Below are 20,539 nucleotides of genomic sequence, written 5' to 3' on the forward strand. Positions count from 1 at the left end.
CACCATGGCCAAAACCCCTCGCGCTCCGTCTCGATCGCCCGTCGATCCCGTCACCGCCCACACCGCCAAGGCCGCCGCCCGCAACACCGACAGCGGCCCCGCCCACCCGGCACCGCCGGGCGCCGCGCCGGGCGACCTGCCTGCGCAGAAGGCTGCCGACACGCAGGCGCTCGCCGCCGCGATGCCGGCCAACACCAACAAGGCGCTGGAGCATGGCGAGGCGAATGCGCTGAAGGCGCCGCCGGGCCTCACGGCCACGCCGTCCTCGCGCCTGCCGGGCGGCAGCACGCTGTCGGAGGCCAACGCATCGGACAAGACCGGCACCGTGGCCGCCGAAGGCGTGAACGCCACCATCGACACGCTCGACCGCGTGCGCGTCGATTCGAGCGGCCAGCGCCTGACGACCAACCAGGGTGTGCCCGTCGCCGACAACCAGAACTCGCTGAAGGCCGGCGCCCGCGGCCCGGTGCTGCTGGAAGACTTCATCCTGCGCGAGAAGATCACGCACTTCGACCACGAGCGCATCCCCGAGCGCATCGTGCACGCCCGGGGTTCGGGCGCGCATGGCTTCTTCGAGGCCTACGAGCCGCTCACGAAATACACCAAGGCGGCACCGTTCCAGGAAGCCGGCAAGGTCACGCCGGTGTTCGTGCGCTTCTCCACCGTGGCCGGCGAGCGCGGCTCCAAGGACACGGCGCGCGACGTGCGCGGCTTCGCCGTCAAGTTCTACACCGACGAAGGCAACTGGGACCTGGTGGGCAACAACATGCCCGTCTTCTTCATCCAGGACGCGATCAAGTTCCCCGACCTGGTCCATGCCGTCAAGCCCGAGCCGCACCACGCCATGCCGCAGGCCGCGTCGGCCCACGACACCTTCTGGGACTTCGTCTCGCTGATGCCCGAGTCGACCCACATGCTGATGTGGCAGATGAGCGACCGCGCGATCCCGCGCAGCTACCGGATGATGCAGGGCTTCGGCGTGCACACCTTCCGCCTGGTGAACGAGGCCGGCGACTCGGTCTTCGTCAAGTTCCACTGGCAACCCAAGCTGGGCACGCATTCGCTGGTGTGGGACGAGGCGGTGAAGATCTCCGGCGCCGATCCGGACTACCACCGCCGCGACCTGTGGGAAGCCATCGATGCGGGCGAGTACCCCGAATGGGAACTGGGCCTGCAGATCTTCAGCGAAGAACAGGCCGAGCGCTTCAGCTTCGACGTGCTGGACGCCACCAAGATCGTGCCGGAAGAACTGGTGCCGGTGCAGATCGTCGGGCGCATGGTGCTCAACCGCAACCCCGACAACTTCTTCGCCGAGACCGAACAGGTGGCCTTCTGCACCGCACACGTCGTGCCGGGCATCGACTTCACGAACGACCCGCTGCTGGCCGGCCGCATCCATTCCTACGCCGACACGCAGATCAGCCGTCTGGGCGGGCCGAACTTCCACGAGCTGCCGATCAACGCCCCCATCGCGCCGGTGCACAACAACCAGCGCGACGGCATGCATCGCCAGGCGATCCACCGTGGCCGCGTGGCCTACGAGCCGAATTCGCTGGCCGGCGGCTGCCCGTTCCAGACCGGTGCCGCGCAAGGCTTCACCAGCGTGGCGCGCCGCATCGACGCGCAGGCCTCGAGCGACAAGGTGCGCGCCAAGCCGGAGAAGTTCGCCGACCACTACACGCAGGCCAAGCTCTTCTTCGAGAGCCAGACGCCCGTCGAGCAGGCGCACATCGCCGCGGCCTTCCGCTTCGAGCTGTCGAAGGTCACCGTGCCGGCCGTGCGCGAACGCATGGTCGCCGGCCTGCTGAACGCGTCGCCGGAACTCGCGGCCCAGGTGGCCGACGGGCTGGGCATGGCACTGCCCGCCCCGCTGCCGCTGGCGCTCGAAACCCCGGTCACACCCGAAGTCGACACCTCGCCGGCGCTGTCGCTGACGGCGCGCCCGGGTGACGGCGGCATCCGCTCGCGCAAGATCGCGCTGCTGGTCGCCGACGGCGTGGACGGTGCATCGCTCGCCACCTTGCAGGCCGCCCTGCTCGACGCGGGCGCCGTGCCCCGCATGGTCGCCGCCAGGCTCGGCACCGTGACCTCGGCCGACGGCCTGAAGCTCGAACCCGACGCGACGATGGAGAACAGCCCCGGCTTCCTGTTCGACGCGCTGGTGCTGCCGGATGGCCAGGCCGCGGCCGAAGCCCTGGCGGCGGTGGGCCACACGATGGACTTCATCAAGGACCAGTACCGCCACTGCAAGACCATCCTCGCGCTCGGTGCCTCGCAAGCGCTGCTGGGTGAAGCGGGTATTCCACTGACGCTGCCCGACGGCGCCGCCGACCCCGGCCTGATCCTGGCCGACAGCGCGGACATCGCAGGGGCCACGGTCGACTTCATCACCGCCGTCGGCATGCACCGCCACACGGCCCGCGACAGCGACCCACCGCGGGTCTGACCCGCTTCGGCGAATCCGGCGGTCACGCGGACGGCATGCGCGCGTGGCAGGCTGTGCTTCATTCCAACCTCCCGAAGAATGGCACCGAATGAAGCTCCAGGCCAACTGCACGATGACCGTCAAGGCCGCGCAAGACTGCCCCGTGATCGCCATGCTCCGGCCGCGCAGCGGCATGGCGCAGTGGATGATCAGCGAGCGCTACGAACTCTCGCCGTGGGTGCGCACCACCGAGTACGTCGACAGCTACGGCAACCTGTGCCAGCGCCTGACCATCCCGCAGGGCGAGATGCGCATCGAGGTCGAGATGGTGATGGAAACCGAGGAACACATCCGCGTGACACCGGGCGCACCGGCCACGCCCATCGCGGCGCTGCCCGACGAGGCGCTGCTCTACCTGCTGCAGAGCCGTTATTGCCCGTCCGACAAGATGGAGGCGAAGGCCCGCGAGATCGTGGGCGACGCCACGCCGGGCTACGACCAGGTCGAGGCCATCCGCGCCTGGATCCACCGGAACATCGAATACCGCTACGGCGTGAGCGACGCGACCACCGACGCGCTCGACACCCTGGCGCACGGCGCCGGCGTCTGCCGCGACTTCTCGCACATCGGCGTGTCGCTCACGCGCGCGCTGAAGATCCCGGCGCGGGTCGTGGTGGGCTACCTGCACGAACTCGACCCGATGGACATGCACGCCTGGTTCGAGGCCTTCGTCGATGGCCGCTGGTACACCTTCGACGCCACCCAGAGCACGCCGCGCGGTGGGCGCATCGTGGTGGCCTACGGCCGCGACGCTGCCGACGTGGCCTTCGTGTCGAACTACGGTCCGCTCGAGATGGGCGAGATGCACGTGGCGGTGAAGCAGCTCGACACCGCGCGTTGACGGAAGCGGCGGGGGTGTGGCCGGTGGTGCGTCGGCCTGCACCGGCCCGCCGACGCGACCTCGGCTCACACCGCATGCGGGGGCGCACGTCTATTTTCGGGGCGATGAGCAGAGAAGAACGAGAACGACAGACCGGCCTCCTTGGCGGCGCATCGGCGCCGTCCAGCGACCAGCTCGCCGCCCTGGCCGATGCATTGGCCGGCATCGCGCGGCAGCATGGATTTGCCCGCAATGCCGTGCACGCGATGTGGGAGTCGCTGCGCCGCGGGCAGGGCCACATGGCGCACTTCGACCATGCCGAATTCGGCGGCAGCGGCCAGTGGCTGCGCGGTGGGATGGTGGTGGTCGGCGACATCTTCAACGACGCGCTCGCGCTGCGCGTGGGCGCCCTGTGCGACGAGCTTTCACAGTTGCTGGCCGCGCATCCGGCCTGGGCCGCGGAACCGCCGCGCCGGCTGTCGGTGCACTGGTGGCCCGCCGGGCTCGACACGCCCGCGAGCAGCGGTGCGCAGAACGGCATCCGCTATGCGTGGTTCCCCGTGCAGCGCCGCCTGGCCGTCGAGCGCGACGGCGAAGTGACGCTCTACGACACGGACGACCACCACATCGGCGGCGTGGCGCAGCAGCCGGGCGGCCCCGGCCCCTTGTGCTTCTCGAGCCAGCACGGGCCGGTCGACCTGGCCACGCTGCGCCGCGTCGAGAACCCCGACTGAACGCTCAGGGCATGGGCGCATCCCACGCCGGCGTCCCTGCCAGCGTGTCGGCGAGAAAGTCCACCATCACGCGCACCTTGGCGCTCAGGTGACGGCGGCTGGCGTAGATCGCCTGGATGTCGATGTCGGGCATGCGAAAGCCCGGCAGCACCTCGACCAGGCGGCCGGCGCGCACGTCTTCGCCGATCAGGAAGCTGGGCTGCCAGATCACGCCAGCGCCGGCCAAGGCCGCCGCCCGGGCCGTGTCACCGTTGTTGGCGCGCATGGCCCATCGCACCTTCACCGAATGCGGGTCGCCGGCCGCATCGACGAACTGCCATTCGTCGGCCGTCGCACCGTAGGTGTAGCCCAGGCACACATGCCGCGCGAGGTCGGCCGGCACCTGCGGCATGCCGTGCGCGGCCAGGTAGGCGGGTGAGGCACAGACGATGTTGCGCGAGCGGCTCAGCCGGCGTGCGATGTGGCTGGTGGAGCCACTGCGCGAGATGCGGATCGCCAGGTCGTAGCCCTCTTCCACGATGTCGACGATGCGGTCGATCAGCACGATGTCCAGTTCGACCTCGGGATATTTCGCCATGAAGCGCGGCCACAGCGGTGCGAGCACCAGGATGCCGAAGCTCAGTGGCGCGTTGACGCGCAGCCGCCCGCGCGGCTGCAGCGACGCCGTGCTGGCCAGCGCCTCGGTCTCGGCCACCTCTTCGAGGATCGATTTCGCCCGCTCGTAGAGCGTCTCGCCGCCCTCCGTGAGCGACAGCCGGCGCGAGCTGCGGTTGAGCAGGCGGGTGCCCAGGTGCGCCTCCAGCTCGTTGACGTAGCGCGTCACGTTGGCCGGCGAGGTATCGAGCGCATCGGCCGCCTTGGTGAAGCTGCCGCGCGCCACCACGGTGACGAAGACTTCAAAGGCACGCAGTCGGTCCATGGCCGCTCCAATAATTCATAAAAGCTGAATGAGTAGAGCAGTTTTGGGGCCTTCTTGAAAGCGAAGCTGAATCCTAAATTCACCCCATCGCTTCAACACCCACCGAAAGGACTTTCACCATGACCACCGACACCCTCCCCACCCGCCGCGCCCTGATCGCCGGCGCCGCCGGCCTCGGCGCCGCGCTGACCCTGGGCGGCACGGCCCACGCCGCGCCGGCCGCCGACGCCATCGCGGGCTTCCGCTCGCGCTTCGCCGAGGTCAACGGCACGCGCATCCACTACCGCATCGGCGGCAGCGGCCCGGCCGTCGTGCTGCTGCACGGCTATGCCGAAACCGGCCACATGTGGAACCCGCTGATGCCGCTGCTGGCCAAGACCCACACCGTGATCGTTCCCGACCTGCGCGGCGCCGGCGACTCGGCCAAGCCCGAGACCGGCTACGAGAAGAAGAACATGGCCGTCGACATCCATGACCTGGTGAAATCGCTCGGCATCCCCAAGGCCAGCATCGTCGGGCACGACATCGGCCTGATGGTGGCCTATGCCTATGCCGCGCAGTTCCCGGCCGAGACCGAGCGCGTGGTGCTCATGGACGCCTTCCTGCCCGGCATCGGCCAATGGCAGAACGTCTGGCTGCTGCGCGACCTGTGGCACTTCCATTTCCACGGCACCACGCCGCTGGCGCTGGTGAAGGGGCGCGAGCGCATCTACTTCGAGCACTTCTGGAACGACTTCGCGGCCGACCCGAAGCACTCGGTGCCCGAAGCCGACCGGCGCCTCTACGCCAAGGCCTATGCGCAACCGGGCGGCATGCGCGCCGGCTTCGAGTACTTCAAGGCCTTCGAGCGCGACGCGGCGGAGTTCGCCGAACTGGGCAAGACGCCGCTGCCCATGCCGATGCTGGTGCTCTCCGGCGAGAAGGCCGGCGGCAGCTTCCTGATCGACCAGGGCAAGATGGTGGCGACAAACGTCGAAGGCGTGATCGTCAAGGGCTCGGGCCACTGGCTGATGGAAGAAGCGCCCGAGCAGGTGATCCCGGCGCTGGTCAGCTTCCTCAACTGAGCGCGCGCCTCAGATCTGCGGTGCCGCCAGGAACGCCGGCGTGCGTTCCGCACGGGCCGAGAACTCGGCCAGCGTCGGGCAGGCGGCCGGGTCGATCGCACCGGGCAGGATCATCTGCGTGAAGGCCCAGGCCACCGCGGCCGAAACGCCGGCCTGCGTCATGGCCTGCGGCTCGGCCGACAGCGGTGTCATGGCCCACTCATGCTCCAGCGCCGCATAGGCCGCGTCGAGCTGGCCCTGCACCCGGTCGAGCCAGGGCTGGTGCTGTTTCTCGGCCGGCCGCAGGTTCCGTTCGTAGACGATCTGCACCGTCTTCTCGCACGCGGCCAGCGCCAGCCCCGTGATGCGCAGATCGCGCAGCCGCGCGGCGGCATCGGCCGGCGTCAGGCGGCGCCCGGCCATCGTCTCGGCGTGGTCGATGATCAGCGTGGAATCCATCAGCACCGTGCCGTCGTCGCAGACCAGCGTCGGCGCCTTCACCACCGGGTTGATCGCGCGGAACTGCTCGAAGGTGCTGAACACCGAGATCGAGCGGTGCTCGAAGGGCAGTCCCAGCAGCCGCAGCGAGATCGCGGCGCGCCGCACGTAAGGGGAGTCGAGCATTCCGACGAGTTGCATGGGTTCTCCAGGATGAGGTCGGGCCACGATAGCGGTGCGCGGGCGATGGGCGAATGGCAACTCATCGAAAATCCGCCGTACAAACCGATCGCCCATCGGCACCGAGACCCCATCACCCTCCCATGAACATCGACAAGAAGGACCGCCTGATCCTGGAAGCCCTGCAGACCGACGCGCGCCAGAGCCTGGCGGCGCTCGGCAAGCGCATCGGGCTCTCGCAGCCGGCCATGAGCGAGCGCGTGCGCAAGCTCGAGAGCGCCGGCGTCATCGAAGGCTATGGCGCGCGCGTCAACCTGCGCGCCCTGGGCGTGGGCCTGGAGGCCATCGTCCGCATCGAGACCACCCACGCGTGCATCGCCCGCTACCTGGCGCTGTTCGAGGCCATGCCCGAGGTGCTGAGCGTCGATCGCGTGACCGGTGCGGACTGCTTCGTCGTGCGCTGCGCCATCGCCGAGGCGGCCGACCTGGAGTGCGTGGTGGATGCCCTGGCGGTGGACGGCGCGGTGACCACGTCGCTGGTGCTGTCGAGCCCGGTCCGCAAGCACGCGACCGTGCGCGCCGCGAAGGCGCCGAAGTAACTGGCAGAAGCCCGCCGGCCCAGCCGCCGAAGGCCGGGCGCTAGCGCTTCTTCCAGAAGCGGGGGGCGTCGGCCACCTCGCGCAGTGCGCGCCGGCTGGCCTGTATGCCGTCCGACTGCCTGGCGCTCAGCCAGCCGACCGCGAACCAGGCACGCGGGTCGCTCGCGGCGGCCGCGCGGTAGACGCCGAGCGCCACCTGCTCGTCGTTGGCGTGGCCCAGCGCGTCCTGCGCCGGGCCGAGGCGCTTGAAGTAACGCTCGGCCCGTGCGGCGTCGAACAGCGGCGCGACGAATTCCGCGAGGTAGCGCAGCCGTTTGAGGCGCTTGCGCACCGCGTGCCGCGCGGCGATGTCGAGCGTGTCGAAACGCTTGCCGTCCTTGCAGGCGCGGTCGTGGAGCGCCTGCAGCCGTTCGCGCAAATGACGGCGGGCATCGGACGGTGCCATGCCGTCGTCCGGCAGCGGCTGCGCCGCGAAGCCGATCAGCCCGACCAGCGCCGCCTGGAAGCCCGGGCTGCGCACCACGGTGCCGGGCGCAGGTGCCTCGGACGTGTCGGCCGGCAGCACGATCTCCGGCGCGTCGGCCTCAAGCAGGCCCGGCGCGACGGTGCCGGCAGCAACCTCCGCGTCGCGGTGCGCACCGAGCGCGCGGAAGGCCGCCACCAGCGGCGCCTCCCAGGCCGCGTCGAAACCGGGGCCGAGCGCGTCGAGTTCGCGCAGCGCGGTGCGCAGGCGGCGGATGCCGACGCGCAGCTGGTGGATGTGTTCGGCGTCTTCGCTGCCGGCCGCCACCTCGCTGGCGTTCGGCAGGATCTGCGCCAGGCAGGCGGCGACCACCGCACGCTGCACCGCCGGGCCCGACGGGAAGCCGTCGCCCGTGGCGTGGCGCGGGGCGGTCGCCTTCACCGCCGGTCCGCGCTCGATCCCGGCGAGCAGCCGCTCGCCCCGCTCGGCCTTCGACACCGTGTCGAACCACAGCCGGTGCTGCTGCGACCAGCGATAGGCCAGCGCGACCAGCCCCTCCACGCTGCCTCGCACCAGTTCCAGTTCCAGCTCGCACACCGCGGCCATGCGTGCGGTCCCGCCGTCGACCGGGTGGGCGGTGATGGTGCCGGTGTCCAGCGCCAGCTCGACCACGGCGCCGGGCGTGCGCAGTGCGCGCGTGAGGCGCCAGATGTCGGTGCCGTAGGTCTCGGCGAGCGGCTGACCCGCATCGGCCAGCAGCCGCGTCAGCGTGTCGCCCACGGGCGTGCCGGCGTGGCGCTGCACGTCGGGCATCGGCGCCGCGCCGGCGCGGGCCAGGCCGAGGTCGACGTTGTGCTCCAGCCGGTGCAGCGGGCCGTCGCCCAGCGCCTTGGCCGTCTGCACCCAGCGCCGGCCTTCCTGGCGCAGCCGCAGCACGGCGCCGTGCGCGGCCAGCGTGCCGGCGGCGGTGTCGAAATAGCGCGCCCGCAGGCGGGTGCGCTGCACCGGCGCGCGGCGCACGGCGGCTTCGAGCGTCTTCAGGCGCTCGGCGGGAATGTGGAACTTGAATTCGATTTCCATGGCGTGTCTCGCATCGGTGGCACCGAAGTGTCGTCGCTGCACGGTGGCCCCACCTTAATGCCGGGCATGATCGCGCCATGTCCGACGATTACCAGATCGATATCCCGCCCTCCTTCTTCGCCGTCTTCACCGACCCGGTGCGCCAGCGCCTGCGCGAACCCATCGGCACGGTGCGCGAACGCTACGAGGTGTGCGAAGACCTCGCGACCGCGCTGGTCGAGCAGGCGCGCATCCTGGCGCACGTCGAGGTGCCGTCGGAAGACGAGGTGCTCCAGCGCATCCACGCCGGCCTGCGCTCCGCCGGCTCGGGCGTGTCGCCGGACGAGGCGCGCTGGGTGGTGCTGCGGCTGGCCGAGCTGCTGGGGTGGCAGACGCCTCAGCTGGACGACGAAGGCTCAGATCCAATGCCCTGAATTCTGCGGAATTCCAGGGATACCGCGGAACCGGCTTTGCCGGGCCGCTGGTATCGCCCCCTTGAGGGGGAGGCGGCGACACGCAGTGCGCCGCTTCGGGGGTGGGCCAACCTTCAGGCCGCGGCGAGGAGCATCGCGTCGAGCAGCACGTTGCAGCCGGCCGTCAGGTGTTCGGGCTTGGCGTCTTCCACCTCGTTGTGCGAGATGCCGTCCTTGCAGGGCACGAAGATCATGCCCACCGGCAGCTGGCTCGCGACGTACACCGCGTCGTGGCCGGCGCCGCTCACCACGTCCATGCAGCTGTAGCCGCGCGTCTTCGCGCCCTGGCGCACGCCTTCGACCAGTGCCGGTGCAAAGGCGGTCGGCGGGAAGTACACGACCTGTTCGATGTCGACCTTCGTCTTGGTCGCGGCAGCGACTTCGGCGCAGGCCGCGCGGATCTCGGCGTCCATCATCGACAGCGTTTCGTCGTCGATGTTGCGCAGGTCGGCGGTGAACTTCACGCGGCCCGGGATCACGTTGCGCGAGCTGGGGAACACGTCGACCGTGCCCACGGTGCCCCGGCCGTGCGGTGCGTGGCGCAGCGCGATGGCGACCGTCTCCTGCATCAGCTTCGTGGCGGCCTGCAGCGCGTCGCGGCGCAGCGCCATCGGCGTCGGGCCGGCGTGGGCCTCCTGGCCGGTCACGGTGATGTCGTACCAGCGCTGGCCGAGCGCGCCGGTGACGGCGCCGATCACGACGTCGGCGTCTTCCAGCACCGGGCCCTGTTCGATGTGCGCCTCGAAGTAGGCCGCGAACAGCGGGGCGCCGGCCGAGACGGCGGCGGGCGTGTCGCCGGCGTAGCCGATGGCCTTCAACGCACTCTCGACGCTGATGCCCTCGCGGTCGACCGCGGCCAGTGCGGTCTCGAGCGTGAAGGCGCCGGCGTACACGCCCGAGCCCATCATCACGGGCACGAAGCGCGAACCCTCCTCGTTGGTCCAGATCGCCATCTCCAGCGGCAGGCGCGTCTGGATGTCGTGGTCGTTCAGCGTGCGGAAGACTTCGAGCACCGCCAGCACGCCGTAGTTGCCGTCGAACTTGCCGCCGGTCGGCTGCGTGTCGATGTGGCTGCCCGAGGCGACCGCGGGCGCGTCGTTCTCGCGGCCGGGGCGGCGCGCGAAGATGTTGCCGATCTGGTCGACGCGGATGGTGCAGCCGGCTTCCTTCGCCCAGCCGATGACGCGCTCGCGCCCCTGGCGGTCGAGCTCGGTCAGCGCCAGCCGGGCCACGCCGCCGGCGGGCGTGCCGCCGATTTCGGCGAGGGACATCAGGCTGGCCCAGAGGCGGTCGCCGTTGATCGAGAGTGCGGTCATGTCAGGTGTTCTCCGTGTGAAGGGGCGGGGGTGTCGGTGGACAGCAGGTGGCGCAGCACCGCCGCCGTCGCCGCGGGGTAGCCGGGCGACGTGTTGACGATGTGCGGCGCCAGCATGGCGTTGAGCTTGGGCAGTGCATGGAAGGGCACGGCCGGGTAGGCGTGGTGCTCCACGTGGAAGGGCATGTTCCACGCGAAGAAATGGACGAAGCGGTTGGTGTAGGTGGTGCGCGTGTTGGCCAGCATGTCGTTGCTGTGGGCGCAGCCGGTGTGCTCGGCCAGCAGGTAGGGCCGCAGGAAGAGCTGGCCGGTCATCAGCGGCACGACCCACAGCCACAGCGCGGCGAGCGAGCCGGTGGCGACCGAGGCGGCCACGATCAGCGCGTAGCCCGCCAGGTAGGCACGCGCCTCGCGCACGATCAGGCCGCGCTTGTCGTCCGGCACCCAGGGCACGGTCACGCGGCCGAGCACGCCATGGCGCCACAGCAGCTTCGCGCGGCCGACCCAGATCGGCATGCCGGTCCAGGTCCAGGCGATGGCGGCGCGGGTGCGCGGCAGCGGGTTGGCGAGCTCGGGGTCTTTGTCCGGGTCCTGCGTGTGGCGGTGGTGCACCCAGTGGTAGGCGCGGTAGTACTCGTAGGGCAGAAAGACCGCGAAGCCGGCGAAGTGGCCGAGCGCATGGTTGAAGGCGCGGGTGCGGAAGGCCGTCTGGTGCGCGGTCTCGTGCACCACGTTGAAGAGGAAGGCGATGAACCAGCCCTGCAGCAGCGTGAGCGGCACCGCCCACACCGTGCCGAGCGCGTGCCACAGCGCGACGCCACCGAGCACGATGGCGCCCAGATGGCCGAAGGCGCGGCGCGCGCCGGCCGCGTCGGAGCGCACGGCCAGCGCCTTCAGGTCCTGCGCGCTCACGCGGAAGGTGGCGGGCTTGCGCACGGTGCGCGGTGCTGCTTCGGCCGTGTCTGTGATGGGGGTCATTCGGCCAGCAGCGCTTTCACGCGCGTCTCGATGAAGGCCCGGTCTTCGGGCTGGTGGACGGCACTGGGGTTGCCCGCGCGGTGGCCCCACACCGACGGAATGGGCTGCAGGTCGCCGTGGCGCAGGTGCGACAGCTCGGCCCGGTTGTCGTCGACCTGGAAGTACAGGTCGTGGTCGCCGGGCATCAGCAGCACGCGGGCGCGGATGGCGCCGAGCGCCTTCTTCAGGTCGCCGCCGTACAGGGCGTTGGCGCTGATGTCGCCCGTCTGCCAGGTGCGGAACTGCGCCAGCAGGTCGGCCGGGTCGCGGCGGGCGAAGGTGGTCTCCCAGTGGCTGACGAGGTAGTCCTCCAGCGACGAGGCGCCGAGCTTTCGCCACATCTCCTCGCGGTAGAAGGTCTGCGACAGCGCCCAGCCCGCATAGACGCGGCCCATGGCGCGCAGGCCGCGCACCGGCCGCTCGGTGAACAGCCCGTCGCGGTAGGCCGTATCGGCCATCAGCGCGTGCGCTGCACCTTCGATGAACACGCGGTTGTGCGGCGCACAGCGCGCGGCGCCGCACACCACGGCGATGCGGTCGACCGCGTCGGGGAACAGCGCCGCCCAGTGGTAGGCCTGCATGGCGCCCATCGACCAGCCGTAGACCAGCGCCACCCGCTCGATGCCCCACAGCTCGGCCAGCATGCGGCGCTGGACATGCACCGCGTCGTAATAGGTGACGTCGGGGTAGCGCGTGCCCACGTCGGGCCAGGGCGTGTTCGACGGCGAACTCGACAGCCCGTTGCCGAACAGGTTGGCGATGACGATGAAGTACTTCGACGGGTCGAGCGCGCCGCCCTCGGCCACCATGTGCTCGATGTCGGTGTGCTGCGCGGCGTACGAGGTCGGGTAGAGGATGACGTTGGAGCGCTCGGCATTCAGCGTGCCGAAGGTCTTGTAGACCAGGGACATGTGGCGGAAGGTGCGGCCGGACTGGAGCACCACGTCCCCGGCCTGGAACACGCCCGTGTCGGGGCGTGCCGCATGGGCATCGGGTGCGGGCGGGGCGGTCATGGTCGGTGTCCTTTTTTGGTGCTTCGATCGTGCGGCTGAATAACTATACTCTGCGTACAGCAAAGTGACGCAACATGCATGCCACCCCGCCACCCGATGACGACACCCCCAGGCGCCGCGGCCGCCCGCGCTCCGAAGTGGCGGCCAGTGCCGTGCTCGACGCCGCCTACCGCCTGAGCGCCACCCAGGGCCTGCGCGGCGCCACCATCCAGGCCATCGCGGCCGAATCGGGCGTGTCGAAGATGACGATCTACAAGTGGTGGGAAGGCCGGCTGCAGCTGCTGATCGACGCCTACATGCGCCAGGCGACGGTGATGCTCCCGCTCTCGGAAACGCTGCCGCCGCCCGAGGCGATCCGCGCCCACGCGCAGCGGTACCTGGTAGCGCTGCGCGGCGACCTGGGCCGGGTGCAGCTGGCGGTGCTGGCCGAATGCATGGCCGAGACGGGCACGTCGGAGCTCTTCGTGGCGCGCTACCTCAGCGTGCGCCGCGCCCTGGGTGCGCGCGTGATTCGCCGCGGCCAGCGCGACGGCAGCATCGCGTCGCAGCGCCCGGCCGAGGCGCTGTACGACCAGATCTACGGCACCATCTTCTACCGCTTCCAGTTCGGCCTGAAGGGGCTCGACAAGGGCTTCGTGCAGGCGCTGGTCGACAACGCCTTCGCGGCCTGACGCGAAGGCGGCTCAGACGCCCCCGTCGGTCATCCTGTACCAGCCGATCACGGCCGAGACGTAGAGCCGGCGCAGGCCGTACAGCGGAAACGGCTTGATGGTCGACGGCGCGACAGGCAGCGCCTGCCGGTTGCCGGTCGCGATGTACTCGGCCAGCGCCTGGCCCATGCGGGTCTGCAGGCCGACGCCACGGCCCTGGCAGCCGATGTCGATCAGCAGGCCCGGCGCCGGCTCGTGCAGGTGCGGCATGTAGTCGCGCGTGATCGCGACATGCCCGCACCAGCGGTAGGCGATCGGCACCCCGGCCGCCTGGGGGAACAGCTTGGCGACCACGTTCTCGAGATGCGACCAGTCGCCCGGCTGCGCGGGGTCGGGCTCGCGGAAGGTGCCGCGCCCGCCCATCAGCAGGCGCCCTGTGTGGTCGATGCGGTAGTACAGCAGCAGGTTGCGCGCGTCCGACGACACATGACCCTCGGGCAGGATGCTGCGGCGCACCGACTCGGGCAGCGGCTCGGTCGCGACCTGGAACGAGTTGGCGTTGATGATGGATTTGCGCAGCTGCGGCCAGAGGTCGTCGGTGTAGCCGTTGGTGGCCAGCACCACCCGTTCGGCGACCACCTTGGCGCCCTGCTTCGTGGTGACGTGCCACTTTCCGCCGGCTTGGGCCAACTGCGTGACCGGCGACGCGGTGTGGATCACCACGCCGGCGGCGATGGCGGCGCGCGCCAGCCCGCGCGCATAGCTCAATGGCTGCACGCCGCCACCGCGCGGATCGACCCAGCCACCGAAATACTTGTCCGTACCGAGCAGTCGCGCGGTCTCTGCGCGATCGAGCAGCTGCGTGGCGACGCCCTGCGCGCCCCAGTCGCGCGCACGGCGCTCGGCCAGCTTGAGGGCGTCCGATGTGTGCGAACCCTGGATCCAGCCGCGCCGCACATGCGGCACGTCCATCCGGTGCTTGTCGATCAGGTCGAACACCGCGTCCGCGGTGCTCCCTGCAAAGTCGACGAGACGCTGCCCCTTCTCGGCGCCGAACATCGCGATCATTTCGCTCGGGTCGTACTTGAAGCCGGGGATGACCTGCCCGCCGTTGCGGCCAGAGCCGCCGAAGCCGATGTCACGGGCCTCCAGCACCACCACGCGCACGCCACGTTCGGCCAGATGCAAGGCCGTGCTCAAGCCGCAGTAGCCGGCGCCGACGATGACCACGTCGGCCTGCGCGTCGCCGTCGAGCGGTGCCGTGTCCGGCGCGGGCGCGGCGGTGGCGGCCCAGAGCGACGGCGTCAACGGAAAGAAATCTTCTTGTGGCATGGGGCCTTTCACATCGGATGGAGAACACGCCGCAGGAAGTCCTGCGTGCGCGGGTGTTGCGGATTGCCGAGCACGTCGGCCGAGGGGCCCTGCTCGGCCACGATGCCGCCGTCGATGAACAACACGCGGTCGGCCACCTCCCGCGCGAACTGCATTTCGTGCGTGACCACGACCATGGTCATGCCGGCCTCGGCCAGCTTTCGCATCGCTTCCAGCACGTCGCCGACGAGCTCCGGGTCGAGCGCGGAGGTCGGCTCGTCGAACAGGATGGCCTTGGGCTGCATCGCCAGGGCGCGGGCGATGGCCACGCGCTGTTGCTGCCCACCCGACAGCTGAGAGGGATGCGCGTCGATTTTGTCGGCCAGGCCGACGCTGGCCAGCAGCTCCTTGCCGCGGGCAGTGGCGCTCGCGCGGGCCTCGCCCTTGACGAAGATCGGGCCTTCGACGACGTTCTCGATCACGGTGCGATGCGGGAACAGGTTGAAGCGCTGGAACACCATCGCCACTTCGGTGCGGATCAGCTTGATGCTGGGCGCCTGGTGGTCGACGTGCACGCCGTCGATGTCGATGGTGCCGCCGCTGTAGCTCTCCAGCCCGTTGATGCAGCGCAGGATGGTCGACTTACCCGAGCCCGACGGGCCGATGATGCAGACCACCTCGCCCTTGGCGACCGATGCATCGACGCCCTTGAGCACATGGTGCGTGCCGAAGAACTTTTGCAGTCCACGGATCTCGATCATGTCTTGTTCCGCTTCTCGAGGTGCCGCACCAGAAGGATCAGCGGCACGCACATGACGAGGTACATCACCGCCACCATCGAGAACACCGTCGCGTTCTGGAAGGTCGAGGTGGCGATCAGTTTGCCCTGCAGCGCCAGCTCGGCGACCGTGATGGTGGAGGCCTGCGACGAGTCCTTGAGCATCATGATCATGATGTTGCCGTAGGGCGGCAGCACGATCTTCACGGCCTGCGGCAGCACCACGCGCCGCATCATCAGCGGCCAGCCCATGCCCATGGCGCGCGCGGCTTCGACCTGCCCACGGTCCACCGCCTCGATACCCGCGCGGAAGTTCTCCGACTGGTAGGCCGAGTAGGCGATGCCCAGACCCAGGATCGAGGCCTGCAATGCCGACAGCGAGATGCCGAAATCCGGCATCACGAAGTAGAGGAAGAACAGCAGCACGATGATCGGGATGCCGCGCAGCAGGTTGACGATGGTCGTGGCGATGTTCGCCAGCCAGCGGATGCCCGACACGCGCATGACGGCCCACACCATGCCCAGCACGGTCGACAGCGCCAGCGAGCCCAGCGTCACCAGAATGGTGAGCCAGGCCCCCTGCAGCAGGATCGGGAAGTACTCCCGGATGCGCTCAAGCAGTATCAGCATGGCTGTTTCGTTCAAGGTTCAGGCGCCGATCAGGACGCCAGGCCCCACTTCTTCAGGATGCCGTCGATGGTGCCGTCGGCCTTGAGCTTGGTGAGCGCGGCGTTGACCTTGCCCATCGTCTCGGTGTCGCCCTTGCGCGTCGCGATGCCGATGCTGTTGACCATCGTCGGTTTGAAGGTGGTCGCCATGCGCAGGTTCGGGAAGAGGCCGCGCGAGATCGCGAAGGCGGCGATCGGCGAATCGAGAAAGCCCGCGTCGATGCGGCCGGCGTTGGCGTCGCGCATCAGGTCAGCCGTGGTGTCGTAGAGCTTGACTTCGGTGAAGAGGCCGCTCTTCTGCAGCGGATCGACAAAGGCGGTACCGACCTGCACACCGACGCGCTTGCCCTTCAGGTCGGCCATCGTGACGTAGCCGGTCTTGTCGGTCACCGGAACGACCACGCCCTCGCCGTAGCTGTAGATCGGCTGCGAGAAGTCGACCACCTCGAGCCGCACCGGCGTGATGAACATGGCCGCCGAGATCAGGTCGATGCGCTTGGTGGTGAGCGAGCTGATGAGCGTGGAGAACTGCATCGCCTCGATCTGCACACCGAAGCCGGCTTCCTTGCCGACGGCCTTCACGATGTCCGCCATCACGCCATCGATGGTGTTGGTCTTGGTGTCGAGAAAAGTGAAGGGACTGCCGGTCGGCGTGGAGCCGACCTTCAGCACGGTCTGGGCCGAGGCCGGCGCCGTGATCGTCAACGCGAGCGCCGTGAACAGCGAAGCGACAAGTGCGGGGAGCTTCATGGTGTCTTTCCTTGGAGGGTGGACGGTTGCGGGAGGGGAGGTGCCGGGGAAACTGCGGACAAGGGTGCGCGGGTGATGGCCCACAGCACGGTGGTGAGCGTGGGGCCGGGGTTGCGCCAGCGGCGCGGCGTGCTGCCGTCGTAGCAGAAGCTGTCACCGGCATGCAGCTCGAGCAGCCGGTCGTTGACGAAGAGTTCGAGCTGGCCTTCGATCACGTAGCCGACCTGCTCGCCACGGTGGGTGAAGAAGAGTTCGTCGCCGGTCGAGCCGCCCGACTCGATGACGGCGCGGTAAAGCTCGACGTGGCCGGTCGCGGCCGGCGGCGTCAGGTTTTCCTTGTGAATGCCCTTGTCGCCCAGGTCGATGCGGCGGTGCGCGCCCACGCGCACCACGGCGCCGTCGACCTCGTCCTGCGCGTCGCCGTGCGTGATGTTGCGCACCAACGTCTCCATCGGCAGCTGCAATTCGTGCGCGAGCGCCTCGAGCGTGCGCATCGAGATGGAGCGCAGCCCGCGTTCGAGCTGGCTCAGCAGGCTCACGGAAATGCCTGCCGCCTGCGCCACTTGCAGCAACGGGCGACCCATGGCCTTGCGTCGGCGCCGCAGTTGCTCGCCCAGCCAGAGGTCGATCACCGAGTGGATGCGGTGCGCCGACCTCGCGTCCGGCACATCGCCGGATTCGGGGGTGAGAAGCTGTCGACGGTTCATGGCAGGTGGTTGAGTAAAACTTTTACTTTTGTGAATATTTCACAAGCAAAACCCGCGCCAGCTTAGTCCTGGGGCCGAACGCGCCTATCCGGACAAACGAGGGGGCAAGCGTCGGGGGCGTTTCCGGCCTGGGCTTGGGCTGTTGCGAGGGTGTTGGCCTACGACAAGTCCGGCCGGCCGGCCGCAGCAGTCACGACCGCCCGGGCGCACATTGCTGCTCTTTGTTCGGAGCGTTGATGCCTGAACCCATGACTTCCTACACGCTCGAAGAAGGCGCCCCCCACCCCCTGGGCGCCACCTACACCGGCCGCGGCGTCAACTTCGCCGTGTTCTCGGCCCATGCCACGCAGGTGCAGGTCTGCCTGTACGACGACGCCGGCACCACCGAGACGGCCTGCATCACGCTGCCCGAGTACACCGACGAGGTCTGGCACGGCTTCGTGCCGGGGCTGAAGCCGGGCACGCGCTACGGCCTGCGGGTGCATGGGCCCTACGAGCCCGAGAAGGGCCACCGCTTCAACCACCACAAGCTGCTGCTCGACCCCTACGCCAAGGCGCACATGGGCGAGCTCAAGTGGGGCCCCGAGGTGTTCGGCTACACCGTCGGCCACCCCGACGGCGACCTGAGCTTCGACGAGCGCGACAGCGCGCCCTTCATGCCCAAGTGCGTGGTGGTCGATTCGCGCTACCAGTGGACGCAGACCGACGCGCCGCGCGTGCCCTGGAACCAGACCATCTTCTACGAGACCCATGTGCGCGGCTTCACCATGAAGCACCCCAAGGTGCCCGAGCTGTTCCGCGGCACCTTCGCCGGCCTGGCGCTCGACGAGGTGATCGGCCCGATCAAGGAACTGGGCGTGACCAGCGTCGAACTGCTGCCGGTGCAGATGTTCCTGAACCAGCCCTTCCTCACCGAGAAGGGCCTGACCAACTACTGGGGCTACGACACCATCGGCTTCTTCGCGCTCGACCAGCGCTACATGGACGGCCCGAACATCGACGAGTTCAAGAACATGGTCGACCGCTTCCACGCCCACGGGCTGGAAGTGATCATGGACGTGGTCTACAACCACACGCCCGAAGGCAACGAGATGGGCCCGACCCTCTCGTTCAAGGGCATCGACAACGCGAGCTACTACCGCCTGCTGCCCGACCAGCCGCGCTACTACATCAACGACACCGGCACCGGCAACACGGTGAACCTGAGCCACCCGCGCGTGCTACAGATGGTGACCGACAGCCTGCGCTACTGGGTGACGGAGATGCACGTCGACGGCTTCCGCTTCGACCTGGCGACCATCCTGGCGCGCGAGCCGCACGGCTTCGACGAAGGCGGCGGCTTCCTCGACAGCTGCCGGCAGGACCCGGTGCTCTCCAGCGTCAAGCTGATCGCCGAGCCCTGGGACATCGGCCCCGGCGGCTACCAGGTCGGCGGCTTCCCGCCCGGCTGGGCCGAATGGAACGACGACTTCCGCGACACCGTGCGCGCCTTCTGGAAGGGCGACGAGGCGATGGCGTCGGCGCTGGCGCAATGCCTCACGGCCAGTGGCAACCGCTTCAACAAGCGCGGCCGCCGGCCCTGGGCCAGCGTCAACTTCATCACCGCGCACGACGGCTTCACGCTGGCCGACACCACCAGCTACAACGAGAAGCACAACGACGCCAACAACGAAGGCAACCGCGACGGCCATTCGGACAACCGCAGCTGGAACTGCGGCGTCGAAGGCCCGAGCGACGACCCCGAGGTGCTCGCACTGCGCGCCCGCCAGCAGCGCAACATGCTCGCCACGCTGCTGCTGTCGCAGGGCACGCCCATGCTGCTGGCCGGCGACGAGTTCGCCCGCACGCAGCAGGGCAACAACAACGCCTACTGCCAGGACAGCGACATCTCGTGGTTCGACTGGGAAGCCGCCAGCGCGCCGGCCGGCCGCAGCCTGACGGTGTTCACCCAGCACCTCACGCACCTGCGCCAGACGCTGCCCGTGCTGCGCCGCAACCGCTTCCTCACCGGCCAGTTCAGCGAGACGGCGCAGGTGAAGGACTCGACCTGGCTCGCGCCCGACGGCAACGAGATGGACGAGGCCCACTGGACCGACCCGCAGACGCGCTGCTTCGGCCTGCTGCTCGAAGGCACCGCGCCCGCGTCGTCGCTGCCGCAGCCCGCGGCCGACGACAGCGTGCTGCTCGTCTTCAACGCCTGGGAAGGCGCCATCGACTTCGTGCTGCCGCCGCGTGCCGGCGGCAAGGTGTGGACGCGCGTGATCGACACCGCGCTCGACCCGCAGGAAGATGTGGACTTCGAGCCCGGCCACGGCTACACCGTGACGGGCCGGTCGCTGCTCATGTTCACCAGCCAACCCTGACCCGCCCCACCGACCGAGCGTCCATGACCGTTCTCTGCGCCAACTGCCACACCGCCAACCGCGACCGCGCGATGTTCTGCATCGGCTGCGCGGGCAAGCTGCCGGCCTTTGCGGCGACGGGGCCGTCGGCGCTGGAGACGGCCGAGGCGAAGCGCCGGGCAGGGCAGGCCGCTGCGGCACACCCGTCCGACCAGGCCAAGGACGCCACCCCGGCCGCACACGCACCGCGCGGATTGATCGCGGCCGTGCTGCTGCTCGGCGCCACGGTGCTGCTGCTCGCGGCGTGGATCAGCTTCGGCCCCGAGCGCGCGGCGGCCCCTGGCCTGGCCTCGGCCGCGGCGCCGCTCCAGACGCTGCCCGCCACACCGGTGGCCGCGCCGGCTGCCGTCGCGGTCGCGCCGCCGCCCGTGCAGGTCCCGGTGGAATCGGCGCTGTCGCCCGGTGAGTCGACGGTGTCGACCATGCCGCGGCCTGCGTCGGCCCCCGTTACCGCGTCCGCACCGCCGGCTGCGAGAGCGCCCGTCGCGCCCGCATCGCCGCGCGCGCCGACGACCCGAATGGCCAGCGCGAACGCCGGCGACCCGCGTGTGGGCTGCGAGCACCTGTTCTTCGTGCTCGCCGCGCGCTGCGAAGCCGAGCATTGCGGGCAGGCAGCGTACTCACGACACCCACGTTGCGAAGCGGTGCGCGACCAACGCCGGCGCGACGAAGCGCGTCGCAACCCCACGGGCGGCTGAGCGCTCGCCCGCGGCGC

The 20,539-nt window shown here is 69.6% G+C and carries 20 protein-coding genes; 9 read left to right on the top strand and 11 right to left on the bottom strand.

Annotated elements, in window-relative coordinates; translation table 11 throughout:
• The first annotated feature begins 4 nt into the window (after positions 1-4).
• The 3 genes from N8A90_RS14060 (at position 5) to N8A90_RS14070 (ending at position 4,039) form a co-directional block, all read left to right on the top strand.
• Positions 5-2,446 carry a catalase gene (locus N8A90_RS14060; protein ID WP_262075544.1) on the top strand — a complete coding sequence of 814 codons (2,442 nt, stop codon included), beginning with the start codon at positions 5-7 and terminating at the stop codon, positions 2,444-2,446.
• 88 nt (positions 2,447-2,534) lie between these two features.
• A complete protein-coding gene (locus tag N8A90_RS14065) occupies positions 2,535-3,326 on the top strand; it encodes a transglutaminase-like domain-containing protein (RefSeq protein WP_262075545.1) in 792 nt (263 codons plus the stop codon).
• 104 nt (positions 3,327-3,430) lie between these two features.
• Positions 3,431-4,039: a hypothetical protein gene (locus N8A90_RS14070; protein ID WP_262075546.1), complete on the top strand. Its 609-nt coding sequence runs from the start codon at positions 3,431-3,433 to the stop codon at positions 4,037-4,039.
• 4 nt (positions 4,040-4,043) lie between these two features.
• Here N8A90_RS14070 and N8A90_RS14075 read toward each other — a convergent pair whose 3' ends face one another.
• Entirely contained in the window at positions 4,044-4,958 is a 915-nt protein-coding gene (locus N8A90_RS14075; RefSeq protein ID WP_262075547.1) for a LysR family transcriptional regulator, read from the bottom strand.
• A gap of 119 nt (positions 4,959-5,077) precedes the next feature.
• Between N8A90_RS14075 and N8A90_RS14080 the strand changes: the two genes are divergently transcribed.
• Positions 5,078-6,022, top strand: a complete 945-nt coding sequence (locus N8A90_RS14080) for an alpha/beta fold hydrolase (RefSeq protein ID WP_262075548.1) — start codon at positions 5,078-5,080, stop codon at positions 6,020-6,022.
• A 9-nt stretch (positions 6,023-6,031) separates the two neighbouring features.
• Here N8A90_RS14080 and N8A90_RS14085 read toward each other — a convergent pair whose 3' ends face one another.
• Positions 6,032-6,640 (bottom strand): glutathione S-transferase, encoded by a 609-nt coding sequence (locus N8A90_RS14085; RefSeq protein ID WP_262075549.1) that lies wholly within the window; start codon positions 6,638-6,640, stop codon positions 6,032-6,034.
• A 122-nt stretch (positions 6,641-6,762) separates the two neighbouring features.
• Here N8A90_RS14085 and N8A90_RS14090 point away from each other — a divergent pair, with 122 nt between their 5' ends.
• Positions 6,763-7,218, top strand: a complete 456-nt coding sequence (locus N8A90_RS14090) for an Lrp/AsnC family transcriptional regulator (protein WP_262075550.1) — start codon at positions 6,763-6,765, stop codon at positions 7,216-7,218.
• 40 nt (positions 7,219-7,258) lie between these two features.
• Here N8A90_RS14090 and N8A90_RS14095 read toward each other — a convergent pair whose 3' ends face one another.
• Positions 7,259-8,761 (bottom strand): CYTH and CHAD domain-containing protein, encoded by a 1,503-nt coding sequence (locus N8A90_RS14095; protein ID WP_262075551.1) that lies wholly within the window; start codon positions 8,759-8,761, stop codon positions 7,259-7,261.
• 77 nt (positions 8,762-8,838) lie between these two features.
• On the opposite strand from N8A90_RS14095, the gene N8A90_RS14100 reads away from it, so the two are divergent.
• A complete protein-coding gene (locus tag N8A90_RS14100) occupies positions 8,839-9,174 on the top strand; it encodes a hypothetical protein (RefSeq protein ID WP_262075552.1) in 336 nt (111 codons plus the stop codon).
• 113 nt (positions 9,175-9,287) lie between these two features.
• Here N8A90_RS14100 and N8A90_RS14105 read toward each other — a convergent pair whose 3' ends face one another.
• From N8A90_RS14105 to N8A90_RS14115, 3 genes are read right to left on the bottom strand one after another with little or no spacing between them, the layout of a single operon-like run.
• Complete coding sequence (locus N8A90_RS14105) at positions 9,288-10,529, bottom strand: Zn-dependent hydrolase (RefSeq protein ID WP_262075553.1); 1,242 nt, start codon at positions 10,527-10,529, stop codon at positions 9,288-9,290.
• Positions 10,526-11,506 (bottom strand): fatty acid desaturase, encoded by a 981-nt coding sequence (locus tag N8A90_RS14110; protein WP_262075554.1) that lies wholly within the window; start codon positions 11,504-11,506, stop codon positions 10,526-10,528. Before N8A90_RS14110 ends, N8A90_RS14105 begins: the two co-directional genes overlap by 4 nt.
• Positions 11,503-12,558: an alpha/beta fold hydrolase gene (locus tag N8A90_RS14115; RefSeq protein WP_262075555.1), complete on the bottom strand. Its 1,056-nt coding sequence runs from the start codon at positions 12,556-12,558 to the stop codon at positions 11,503-11,505. The genes N8A90_RS14110 and N8A90_RS14115 overlap by 4 nt, the downstream gene beginning before the upstream one ends.
• Before the next feature lie 74 nt (positions 12,559-12,632).
• Between N8A90_RS14115 and N8A90_RS14120 the strand changes: the two genes are divergently transcribed.
• A complete protein-coding gene (locus N8A90_RS14120; RefSeq protein ID WP_262075556.1) occupies positions 12,633-13,229 on the top strand; it encodes a TetR/AcrR family transcriptional regulator in 597 nt (198 codons plus the stop codon).
• Between the two features lie 12 nt (positions 13,230-13,241).
• Here the strand turns inward: N8A90_RS14120 and N8A90_RS14125 are convergent, their stop codons facing one another.
• Genes N8A90_RS14125 through N8A90_RS14145 form a run of 5 tightly spaced genes read right to left on the bottom strand, consistent with a single transcriptional unit; the run spans position 13,242 to position 17,422 of the window.
• A complete protein-coding gene (locus N8A90_RS14125; RefSeq protein WP_262075557.1) occupies positions 13,242-14,540 on the bottom strand; it encodes an NAD(P)/FAD-dependent oxidoreductase in 1,299 nt (432 codons plus the stop codon).
• A gap of 8 nt (positions 14,541-14,548) precedes the next feature.
• Complete coding sequence (locus tag N8A90_RS14130; protein WP_262075558.1) at positions 14,549-15,280, bottom strand: amino acid ABC transporter ATP-binding protein; 732 nt, start codon at positions 15,278-15,280, stop codon at positions 14,549-14,551.
• Complete coding sequence (locus N8A90_RS14135; RefSeq protein WP_262075559.1) at positions 15,277-15,927, bottom strand: amino acid ABC transporter permease; 651 nt, start codon at positions 15,925-15,927, stop codon at positions 15,277-15,279. Before N8A90_RS14135 ends, N8A90_RS14130 begins: the two co-directional genes overlap by 4 nt.
• A gap of 29 nt (positions 15,928-15,956) precedes the next feature.
• Positions 15,957-16,715 (bottom strand): ABC transporter substrate-binding protein, encoded by a 759-nt coding sequence (locus N8A90_RS14140; protein ID WP_262075560.1) that lies wholly within the window; start codon positions 16,713-16,715, stop codon positions 15,957-15,959.
• Positions 16,712-17,422 carry a helix-turn-helix domain-containing protein gene (locus N8A90_RS14145; RefSeq protein ID WP_262075561.1) on the bottom strand — a complete coding sequence of 237 codons (711 nt, stop codon included), beginning with the start codon at positions 17,420-17,422 and terminating at the stop codon, positions 16,712-16,714. The genes N8A90_RS14140 and N8A90_RS14145 overlap by 4 nt, the downstream gene beginning before the upstream one ends.
• Before the next feature lie 248 nt (positions 17,423-17,670).
• Here N8A90_RS14145 and glgX point away from each other — a divergent pair, with 248 nt between their 5' ends.
• Together glgX and N8A90_RS14155 are read left to right on the top strand one after the other, a co-directional pair.
• Complete coding sequence (gene glgX, locus N8A90_RS14150; protein WP_410087683.1) at positions 17,671-19,785, top strand: glycogen debranching protein GlgX; 2,115 nt, start codon at positions 17,671-17,673, stop codon at positions 19,783-19,785.
• Positions 19,786-19,808: 23 nt separating this feature from the next.
• Positions 19,809-20,522 carry a hypothetical protein gene (locus N8A90_RS14155; protein ID WP_262075563.1) on the top strand — a complete coding sequence of 238 codons (714 nt, stop codon included), beginning with the start codon at positions 19,809-19,811 and terminating at the stop codon, positions 20,520-20,522.
• Positions 20,523-20,539 lie beyond the last annotated feature (17 nt).

This window comes from Variovorax sp. N23, assembly GCF_025486315.1.
GTDB lineage: Bacteria > Pseudomonadota > Gammaproteobacteria > Burkholderiales > Burkholderiaceae_C > Variovorax.